The 9,119-nt window shown below is 53.0% G+C and carries 8 protein-coding genes and 1 tRNA gene; 6 read left to right on the forward strand and 3 right to left on the reverse strand.

Annotated features, from left to right (window positions below; all coding sequences use genetic code 11):
- The first annotated feature begins 3 nt into the window (after positions 1–3).
- From HG66A1_RS15965 to HG66A1_RS15975, 3 genes are all read left to right on the forward strand, one after another.
- Positions 4–1,005, forward strand: coding sequence for a glycosyltransferase (locus HG66A1_RS15965; protein WP_145185908.1), 1,002 nt, complete (start codon positions 4–6; stop codon positions 1,003–1,005).
- A gap of 582 nt (positions 1,006–1,587) precedes the next feature.
- On the forward strand, positions 1,588–2,373 hold the full coding sequence (locus HG66A1_RS15970; RefSeq protein WP_145185911.1) for a sensor histidine kinase: 786 nt from the start codon (positions 1,588–1,590) through the stop codon (positions 2,371–2,373).
- 113 nt (positions 2,374–2,486) lie between these two features.
- A tRNA-Leu gene (locus tag HG66A1_RS15975) sits at positions 2,487–2,571 on the forward strand.
- A 143-nt stretch (positions 2,572–2,714) separates the two neighbouring features.
- Here HG66A1_RS15975 and HG66A1_RS15980 read toward each other — a convergent pair.
- The gene (locus HG66A1_RS15980) at positions 2,715–3,428 is read right to left on the reverse strand and encodes a methyltransferase family protein (RefSeq protein WP_145185914.1); all 714 of its coding nucleotides are present in this window, start codon (positions 3,426–3,428) and stop codon (positions 2,715–2,717) included.
- 64 nt (positions 3,429–3,492) lie between these two features.
- Positions 3,493–4,764 (reverse strand): lactonase family protein, encoded by a 1,272-nt coding sequence (locus HG66A1_RS15985; RefSeq protein ID WP_145185917.1) that lies wholly within the window; start codon positions 4,762–4,764, stop codon positions 3,493–3,495.
- A 347-nt stretch (positions 4,765–5,111) separates the two neighbouring features.
- Between HG66A1_RS15985 and HG66A1_RS15990 the strand changes: the two genes are divergently transcribed.
- The 3 genes from HG66A1_RS15990 (at position 5,112) to HG66A1_RS16000 (ending at position 8,675) form a co-directional block, all read left to right on the forward strand.
- A complete protein-coding gene (locus tag HG66A1_RS15990; protein WP_145185920.1) occupies positions 5,112–6,647 on the forward strand; it encodes a DUF1559 domain-containing protein in 1,536 nt (511 codons plus the stop codon).
- Positions 6,648–6,722: 75 nt separating this feature from the next.
- On the forward strand, positions 6,723–7,598 hold the full coding sequence (locus HG66A1_RS15995) for a DUF1559 domain-containing protein (RefSeq protein ID WP_197996613.1): 876 nt from the start codon (positions 6,723–6,725) through the stop codon (positions 7,596–7,598).
- A gap of 69 nt (positions 7,599–7,667) precedes the next feature.
- Positions 7,668–8,675, forward strand: coding sequence for a DUF1559 domain-containing protein (locus HG66A1_RS16000; RefSeq protein ID WP_145185926.1), 1,008 nt, complete (start codon positions 7,668–7,670; stop codon positions 8,673–8,675).
- A gap of 314 nt (positions 8,676–8,989) precedes the next feature.
- On the opposite strand, the gene HG66A1_RS32645 is transcribed toward HG66A1_RS16000, so the two are convergent.
- The gene (locus tag HG66A1_RS32645) at positions 8,990–9,118 is read right to left on the reverse strand and encodes a hypothetical protein (RefSeq protein WP_261344689.1); all 129 of its coding nucleotides are present in this window, start codon (positions 9,116–9,118) and stop codon (positions 8,990–8,992) included.
- Between the last annotated feature and the right edge of the window lies 1 nt (position 9,119).

The following is a 9,119-nucleotide window of genomic DNA, read 5'->3' on the forward strand; positions in this document are numbered from 1 at the left end:
AACATGAGTGTGATCTTAGTGCACACAGGCGTATCTCATACGCGCATCGAATATAGTATCTGGGAAGCACTGAATCAGACCTGGCCTCATTCCTCCACAATTGCCCGCTTCGGAACCGGTTTTTCCCCGGATAAGGAAGTGGATGTTTCCCGGGCAAATCTGATCATCAGCACGAGCCTCGAAGCAGCCGCCTCGATCAAATGCCAGGATCACCAGTTGCATATGTGCTACCTGGAACCGATCGCCAGCAATCAGCAGCCCATCGATCACCAGCTGGTCAACTCACTGACCGAAGTGGAGTTCGTTGTACCGACCAAAACGCTTTTGAATCAGAACCGGGATCGTTTTACCTCATTTGTACGTCCCCCCGTTGATACTGATTTTTTCAGTTCCGGTTATGAAAGACGGAGTGAGTTCTATCTGCTCGTTGTCGACGGTCCCTGGACTGCGCAGGAACAACTGGCCGTCGATGCCTGTGTGGCTCTCAAACAGAGTCTGTCGATCATCGGGATTCCTGCAGAACAGGTCCCCGCTGCGGTTCACAATGAACCCCAGGTGGAAATCATCGGTGCCGTTGATGATCAGACTCTGCGAGATCAGTATAGGCTCTGCAAAGCAGTGATCTGCCCACGGGATGTTGACTTCGATCTGTCTGCCCAGGAAGCACAGAGCTGTGGTGCCCCAGTGGTGATCTTTGGAGGCTGTGAAGCAGCCCAGTCTGTCATCTGCTTTGAGCAGCATGGACTGGGAAGTGGAATCCACTTCGCCGAACAGAGTGCCGCCTCACTGATCTCAGCCATGCGCGAGCTGGAGCTCCGTCCGCAGCGTTGCCAGTCCGTGATCGGCTGGTGCTGTGCAGCCCAGTTCTCGTATCAGCAGTTCCAGCTGAACTTCAATCAGGCAATTGCCAAAGAGATCGCCTACCGGATTCAGTGTGCTCAACGCCAGAGTCAGGCAGACGATCAACAGGATCAGGGTCCCGCCGAAGAGCGGGCTGCCGCTTAAATCAGATTGCCTGACATAGGCTGCTGCGGAACGTCAACACCGGACATTTACACAGCCTGGCGATATTGCAGAATCTTTTCCGACTGAATGTGTGAATCTGTTGCGCTAAGAACCACGGTTTTCTAAACTACTGCGGATACGGAGCTCTGGCAGGTCTGTTCCAGCTGCGGTACCGAGGCTGCCAGCAGGATTCAGTAGCAAGATCGCTTCGTAATCCTCTATTTTGCAGCAGGTTACTCGCGTCTATTGCTAATGCGAAGGTGTCGTTTGGCAATCCGTTCTGAGCCTCCTTCTTTATAGTTTTGTGGCTTTCATGCCTACATATTGGGGCCCATTGATGGCCGAACCAAACCCATAGCCCCTATTCCCCCTGCCCCGGCCTGTTTATATAACTGGACCTAGAGGGTTCATTCTTGGGCGACTGTAACAGGTGGCTGCTCAGGATCTGGATTGCCGATTTGCGGCAGCCGATATTCATAGGTAGATAGCGCAGCTGAAACACTCTCCTGCTTCAAGTGCCGCTTGAATCAAATGGGTGTTCGAAATTACAACTCACTCGCCTCACAAGGATGTGTCAGGTTCATGACTCAGCAAACCGTCGAAAATCTTGAAGCCCGTGTCAAAGAGCTGGAAGCTCAAGTCCAGGATTACCAGAAGCAGCTCATTCAGGCACAGAAGATGAGCTCCGTGGGTGCCCTGGCTTCATCGATCACGCATGAATTCAACAATATTCTCACGACCGTGATCAATTACGCGAAGCTGGGCCTGCGTCACAAAGAGGAAGAACGCCGGGACAAAGCGTTTACCAAGATTCTCTCCGCCGGTCAGCGGGCCGCCAAGATCACCACCGGCATGCTCTCGTATGCCCGCGGTAATGAGAGTCGCCAGGAACCGGTCGACCTGGTCGTACTGGTCAAGAGCGTGATCGCCCTGGTGGAAAAAGACCTGACGATGAACCGCGTCAATCTGCATACCCATTTCGATGCTCAGCCGGAAGTCACGTTGAATCCGAACCAGATCCAGCAGGTGCTTGTCAATCTGATCGTGAATGCCCGTCAGGCGATGCCCGGCGGCGGCAGACTCGACCTGGCGGTCCGTGTGAATGCGGAATCGAACCTGGCAGAGGTGATCGTGCGCGACAGCGGTTCTGGTATTCCCCCCGAGCAGCTGCACCATATCTTTGAACAGTTTTACACGACCAAAGAAGCAGACGAGAACGGCCAGGGAGGCACTGGTCTGGGCCTGTCACTGGCCAAAGAGGTCATGGAGGCCCATAACGGACGCATCCGTGTTGAGAGTGCCGTCGGTAAAGGGACTGCTTTCACGCTGAAATTCCCACTCTCGGCAGCAGCCATCGAAGCGGCCTGATTCGAGGCCTTTCTCAGGCAACGGGCCATTCTGAGTCGGTCAATGGGATCCGAGTTTTTTAGCTGTTTCCATTGAATTCCATAAAGCGTTATACTATATACTCTTATTCTCAAGCCGGAGTGGCGGAATCGGCAGACGCGCTGGATTCAAAATCCAGTGGGGGTAAACCCCGTGCGGGTTCAAGTCCCGCCTCCGGTACTATGAAAACCCGACAGGAAATGGTGTTACACCTTTCCCGTCGGGTTTTTGTGTTTGAGGGTACCTGAGCCCCGGAACTTCTGCGGAAGTACACAGGACCTTCTGAGACTGTCGGTCCGTTTCCAGTGTTGATTTTTTTTTCGTTACCAGATGCCTGGGATCAGCTTATAGCGCACACGCATCGCGTATTCCCGGTACCCGTTCAATTCAGCCTGCAGGGTCTGGTCTTCCCAGTGCGTTCGCACAATCAACACCAGCGAGGCGATTCCAGCTGGAATCAAGGCCCACACAGAACCCAGCGAGAGTGCCATGCCAAGGGCGGTGAGGATTCCCCCGACATAGCCGGGATGACGCATGATGGCATAGGGACCGGTGTCGATCACTGCATGCCCGCGGTCTGTTTGAATCCGCACGGTGACTTCAAAGAACTTGTTCACGGCTTCGGCCCAGGTGACGATTGCCATCCCCGCCAGCAGGAAGGCGTAGCCAATAATGCAGATCCACCATGGAACCGGAAACCAGTGGAATCGGCTCTCGTCCATGGCCGCTACAGGGACGATGGCCAGCATCGACGGAAAGTAGAAGCCAAGCAGGATTTTGTCCCAGTGTTTCGTTCCTTTGTGGAAGTGACTTCTCGCGACAATGACTTCCGGATTCACACGCTGAAGAACTACGAATCCTGCTGAGACGACCACCAGTAGAAAGAGAATGAACAGCCAGCCCTTGGGCCACGTCCATGTACCCGCAGGCAGGAACATAAATAGAGCGAAGAAGAGAGGCAGGCCAATCAGATCCAGAACCAGACGCCGGCGATTGATGCCTTGAGGTGGTTTGTCCGAGTCACTGTCAGCGGCCATGAATCGTTCCTCATCTCTCGCTTACGAACTCAGCAATCCAGTCTGGATCAAATTAACTCCTGTATCAGGGTTGCTTTGCCAGGTCCAGAAAGACGACGTGCGAGGGGTTACCGACGGCGGCGTAGTGGCCTGTGAAGTGCAGCTTGCCTGTTGCTTTATCGACTTTGAACACGGCCACGCTGTCGGCCCGCTGGTTACAGCAGTAGAGAAATTCGCCGGTCGGGTCGAAGCTGAAGCTGCGGGGATAATTACCGCGAGTCCATTCATCAGCCACCCAGGTCAGTTCGCCGTTTGTGCCGACGGAAAAGATGCCGATGCTGTCGTGCAGACGGTTGCCGGCATAGACGTACTTACCGTCTTCCGAGACCAGAATTTCCGAACAGAAGTTGCTGCCTTTGAAACCTTCCGGCAGTGTCGAGATGGTCTGCCGAGCGGTCAGTGTGCCAGCCTTTGGATCGAAATCGAAGAGTACCAGCGTCGAACCTTCTTCCTGGATTGAATAGAACCAGCGTCCGTTGGGATGGAAGTGGAAGTGCCGGGGTCCGTCGCCGGGAGGCAGAGAAATCGCAGGCTGATCATTCGGCGTGAGCTTGCCCGTTTTTTCATCGAATTTCCAGATGTAGATCTTGTCCAAGCCCAGATCGACATGAAACACGAAGCGACCGGAAGGATCGGCCTGAATCATGTGAGCGTGCGTATGATCGTGACCGCTGAAGGCGAAGCTGCCTTCGGGGGCATTCGTGGCTGTGGTGGGACCGATTTTGCCGGCATCATTTTTAACATCGGTGGCTTCGCCGAGTGAGCCGTCTTTCAGAATGGGGAGTACGGAAATCGAACCGCCGAAATAATTCGCAATCAGCAGATAGCGTCCCGACGGATGAATGCTGACATAGGTTGGTCCGTCTCCCCCCGAGTTAACCTTGTTGAGTTGTGTAAGCGAGCCGTCTTTCCGGTTGACCTTGAAGGCGGAGACGGAACCATGTTTCTCCTGGCCAACCCGATCGGTTTCATTGGTCGAATAGAGGCGTGTGCCTTCCGCGTTGACAGCCAGGCAACTGGGGCTGGTTCCCATCCGCTGAATGCCAGCAGGGGTCATCGCTCCCGTTTTGCTATCGACCTGGAAGAGATGAATACCGCGTCCGTTGCCAGGCGGCAGGTCGACCTGGGTATCGAGCACATCCTGAAGCGGAGAACTGAAGGTGCCGACATAGGCCATCAGGGGTTTGTCGGACGATTTTGATTCCGCGTAGGCCAGTCCAGCGACCAGTGGAAAAGTTCCGGTCAGAGCGAGAGATGTTTTCAGAAACGAGCGGCGGGATGTTTCGGGAGATTGCATGGTGTGAGTTTCTATTATCATCAGGAGAAATTTCAGGTTGTCGGGCTTCGATCATAGCTCTCCTGGGGAGAGAATGCATCTGAAATCGCCGATTCTTTGGGAGACAAAATCGGATCCTGGCGAAAGTGTGTACAGAATTTGTTTGCTCCTTCAGATCGCTTGTCTGTGTGATTCTTTGTCAGCATTTAACTTGCCTGAACCCATACTGCAAGATAGACTTAAATGACTTCTCTCTGATGTCGAAAGACACACGCTCACAGAACGAAGGCAGGCACAAACTTCGCTTCATCAGCGCCCCCATGCGCGCGGGGTCTGATCCGATTTGACTCAGCTGAAAGTTTGCCTACATGTCTGCTACTCGCTTACTCCCTGCTGTTCCGGGAAACTGGAATCGCTGTCTGTCCACATTCTCTCTCTGCCTGTTCCTGCTGCTGGTTTCTGCAGGTTGTCAAAAGCCTCAGCCCAGCGACTCCCAGGCGGAAAAAGACGACTCTTCAGCTTCGTCTACCGAACAGTCATCCTCGAAAGATGCTGCCACTGCGGAAGAAAAGACGATCGATCCCAAAATGGTGACGAAACCGGGGGAACCGATGACGGCCGAACGTTATCAGGAGGTAAAAGCGCGGCTGAAAGCCATCGGCCTGGCCCTGCATTACTCGCATGATAAAAACCGGTCTTTTTTACCATCACAAGAAGAACATCCTGAATATTTCGATGAGAATGGTCAGTTGAAAGTCAGCTGGCGGGTCCACATTCTGCCCTTTCTGAGCCAGAAGCCGCTGTACGATCAATTCAAACTGGATGAAGCCTGGGATAGTCCAGCCAATGCGCCGCTGGCAAAGAAGATGCCTGAGGTTTACCGCTCTCCTGATACCCCGATCGGTTCAGACAAGACCCGCTTCCGTGTCTTTGAAGGACAATGGGGAAAAAATAACAGAGGAAGAGAGGCGCCGTCTACCATATTTCCACTAGGGAAACCGGTCCAGATTCGTAACATTCTGGACGGAACATCAAACACAGTCATGGTCGTTGAAGCGGGACCGGACAAAGCGGTTCTATGGACTCAACCCGGTGGACTGAAAGATGAACATCCCAAGGCTGAATTCGGAGCCGCCGGTCGAGGCATTCCGGTCTTGCTGGCCGATGGTTCAACCCGCTGTTACAAGCGGGATATCGATGAAAGCAAGTGGAAAGACCTGATAAACCCGAATGATGGCAACGTGATTGACGATCGAGAATACACCATTATCCATACCACTCTGAAGCCAGATCAGATCAAGGTCCTGCAACAGCTTCGCGGGATCGTCATGGCGTTTTACGACTATGTCGATAAATACAATCGGTTTCCGCCCGCGGATGAACACCTGGTCGACGGCAAACCCAACCTGAGTTGGCGAGTGTATCTGCTGCCTTTCATGGGACAGGAGGCACTGTATCAACAGTTCAAACTGGATGAGCCCTGGGACAGCCCCCACAACAAAGCCTTAGTGGCGAAAATGCCGGCGATCTATCAGTTTGGTTCCGCAGGTAAGCCGGGCGAGACACGTGTGATGACCTTTTCCGGAGAAAAGACGCCGTTTCCGGGAGGGCCGGGCTCACGCATCAGAGATATCACTGACGGGACTTCCAATACGATCTTCTTCGTGATCGCTGCTGAGGATAAAACGGTACCCTGGACGAAACCGGAAGACCTGCCCTTTGATCCTGCTGCCCCGATCAAAGCCCTCGGTACGTTAACCACGCCTGTGATCCCCGCTGTGATGATGGATGGCTCGACAAGGGGGATTCCTGTGAACATCCCCGCGAAAACGCTGGCGAATCTGATTCAGCCGGCAGACGGTAATGTGATCACAGTTGATCTGCCCTCATACAAACCTGAATAAGATTGGAAACAGGCACTGTTTTTCACCTGTTTTCACTTTCAAGTAAACCTCCCTGACAGAACCATGGAGAAGAGAATGTATATTCATAATCGAATTCTGCTGCTGGTGTTGCTGATGGTAACAGTCACAGTTCCCAGCGGATGCCAGAAACAGCCTGCTGCGAATTCCACAACGGAAGAAGCTGCCACCGAGACTGGTGCACCGGCAGAGACGGCCGCTCAACCGGAAGAGCCAAAGATCGCCCCGGAGATGCTGACCAAAGCGGGTGAACCGATGACCGCCGCACGTTACAAGGCTGCTGGCAATCAGCTCAAGCAGATTGGTCTGGCACTGCATAACCTGCACGATCAAACACAGTATTTCCTGCCGACTCAGGAGAAATATCCTGAATTTTATGACGAGAATGGTCGTTTAAAAGTCAGTTGGCGGGTGCATCTCCTGCCCTATTTGGACCAGAAACCATTGTATGAACAGTTCAAACTGGATGAAGCGTGGGACAGTCCAAATAATGCGCCGCTGGCGAAGAACATGCCTGATGTCTATAAATCGCCGGACACACCCGTCAACTCAAACAAAACCCGCTTTCGTGTATTTGAAGGGAAACGGGAGAAAGATGGTGAGGGAGAGGAGAAAATGACCACATTGTTTCCCCTGGGTCAGCCGGCCCGTATGAGAGATACAAAGGATGGCCTCTCCTATACAATGATGGTCGTTGAAGCAGGTCCCGACAAAGCTATCGAGTGGACGAAACCGGGTGGTCTGAATCCGGCGCAGCCAATCGCCGAACTGGGAGAAACTGCTTCACAGGTTGCGATTCTTAAGGGGGATGGATCCATCTCACTCGTTAAAAAGGATCTGGAAGACGCGCAATGGAAAGAGATGATCGGTCCGCAGGACTTCACGCGGATTGATTGGGATGCTATCGAAGTCAAACCGGGACAGAAAGAATAACTTTCAACGACGAACGGTAATATATCACCACCCAACCCACGTAGTTTTTTATAAGACACCCAGACAACCATGACCATCAGTTTTGAATGCAGGCAGTGCGGTAAGAAATATAAAGTCGGCGACGATAAAGCCGGTAAGAAAATCAAATGCAAAGAGTGCGAAGCGGTGATGAAAATCCCGGTTCCCGCGGGTGATGATTTTCTGGAAGCGTTCGATGAAGAAGAGGAAATGGATTATTCGCCACCGACACGACGACGGAAGAAAAGCCCCGCGAAGTCGGCGAAATCGAAGCAGAAGAAACAGACGGCTTCCAAAGTCAAACCGGGGCCGCTGATCGCGATCGGTGCCGTGGTCCTGCTGCTGGGAGGTGGTGGTTATTTTCTGCTGACCTGGGGTGCCCCGGGAGGCAAGATCATGAAGCGTATCGCCGACAAAGCGGACGACGTGATCAACTCTCAAATGAATGGAGGGAATTCGCAACAGGTCCAGGCGTCAGAGGCAGACCGCATGAAAAAGATCGGGCTGGCCTTTCATCACTATCACGATTCTTTCACGCGATTCCCGTACGCCGATGCGCACCTGACGGATGGCAAACCGAATTTGAGCTGGCGGGTGCATCTGCTCCCGTTTCTGGGACAGACGGAGTTGTATCAGCAGTTCAAGCTGGATGAGCCCTGGGACAGTCCGCATAACAAGGCCTTGATTACCAAAATGCCGGATGTCTACCGGACAGAAAATACCCTGCAGCCGGGCTTCACGTCTGTGATGACCTTCTCAGGCAAGGACACCCCGTTCAGCGGCGGTCAGGGTTTACGCATGCGAAGTTTCACCGATGGTGTTTCCAACGTGATCCTGGCGGTCAAAGCAGGCCCGGACAAAGCGGTTCCCTGGACACAACCGATCGACCTGCCCTTCAATCCTGGCAATCCGATCATCGCACTGGGACAGGCCACTAATGGGGGATTCCTGTGCATCATGGGCGATGGTGCACTGCGAACGATTCCGACCAGTATTTCGCCACAAACGCTCAGTCTGGCAATCCAGCATCGAGACGGTCAGAGCCTGCCGATCTTCTGAGCAACTTTGAAGTACCTTATTCTCTTTGCTGGTCTGTATTTAAAAGCATTTCTGAATGACATTAAATTTTAAAGTAGAGAAGCTGAAAGTTCTGGATACCTCTCTCCGAAACTGATATATTCACGCATACAGATAATTCATTCCTGTATATCAACCCGCTCATTATCTGATTTACCCAACACTTACGCTTAAACTCAACGCCTCAACGTGCGGGCCACGTACGTTTGATCGCAACAGATAGCCAGAAAGCCCTGCCTCGCATGCTGTTGACTAACTGGTTGAAGTCCCTGACTTCACGATACCGAACTGTACGCTCACGTCGTCCCCGTAATCAGCGTTCTCGCTCCCGTCATCGGTATCAGCCGGCCCTGAGCCGACGCCCGATTGCGATCGAAGAGCTGGAAGACCGCACGCTGCTGACCGGATACAGCATTCAAAACCATC

The sequence above is a fragment of the Gimesia chilikensis genome, from assembly GCF_007744075.1.
Taxonomy (GTDB): domain Bacteria; phylum Planctomycetota; class Planctomycetia; order Planctomycetales; family Planctomycetaceae; genus Gimesia; species Gimesia chilikensis_A.

Coding starts and splice junctions, on each gene's coding strand:
- HG66A1_RS15965 (WP_145185908.1), top strand. CDS start 4: ATGAGTGTGATCTTAGTGCACACAGGCGTATCTCATACGCGCATCGAA.
- HG66A1_RS15970 (WP_145185911.1), top strand. CDS start 1,588: ATGACTCAGCAAACCGTCGAAAATCTTGAAGCCCGTGTCAAAGAGCTG.
- HG66A1_RS15980 (WP_145185914.1), bottom strand. CDS start 3,428: ATGGCCGCTGACAGTGACTCGGACAAACCACCTCAAGGCATCAATCGC.
- HG66A1_RS15985 (WP_145185917.1), bottom strand. CDS start 4,764: ATGCAATCTCCCGAAACATCCCGCCGCTCGTTTCTGAAAACATCTCTC.
- HG66A1_RS15990 (WP_145185920.1), top strand. CDS start 5,112: ATGTCTGCTACTCGCTTACTCCCTGCTGTTCCGGGAAACTGGAATCGC.
- HG66A1_RS15995 (WP_197996613.1), top strand. CDS start 6,723: ATGTATATTCATAATCGAATTCTGCTGCTGGTGTTGCTGATGGTAACA.
- HG66A1_RS16000 (WP_145185926.1), top strand. CDS start 7,668: ATGACCATCAGTTTTGAATGCAGGCAGTGCGGTAAGAAATATAAAGTC.
- HG66A1_RS32645 (WP_261344689.1), bottom strand. CDS start 9,118: ATGGTTTTGAATGCTGTATCCGGTCAGCAGCGTGCGGTCTTCCAGCTC.